Annotated in this window: 1 protein-coding gene; it reads right to left on the bottom strand. The window is 62.5% G+C overall.

The window, feature by feature from the left end; translation table 11 throughout:
• Positions 1 to 248: hypothetical protein (locus tag QN347_RS20575; protein WP_323494515.1), on the bottom strand; the 248-nt coding region annotated here is incomplete at both ends.

Below are 248 nucleotides of genomic sequence, written 5' to 3'. Positions count from 1 at the left end.
CTTGCGATATGCCAGGTTCAGCCGATGCAGCAACGCGATCAGCCCAGCGTGACTATACTCAAGGCCAAAGCTGTCGGCGATCCACGCACCGATCGTGCGCGTATTGCGAGGCAGGCTGGCGCTGACCCAGGCAAACAGCGCCACTTCCTGTTCCGCCGAAAGCCGGCTGTGGCTGCCACCAATGTCGAATACCACCAAGCCGGTCAGGCCATGCTCGCGATACAGCCGGTGCCAGGCCCGCACCGTAT

The organism is Sphingomonas sp. 10B4, assembly GCF_035019905.1.
In the GTDB taxonomy this organism is placed as follows: Bacteria; Pseudomonadota; Alphaproteobacteria; order Sphingomonadales; family Sphingomonadaceae; genus Sphingomonas; species Sphingomonas glacialis.
This window is presented reverse-complemented; position numbering and strand designations above follow the sequence as displayed.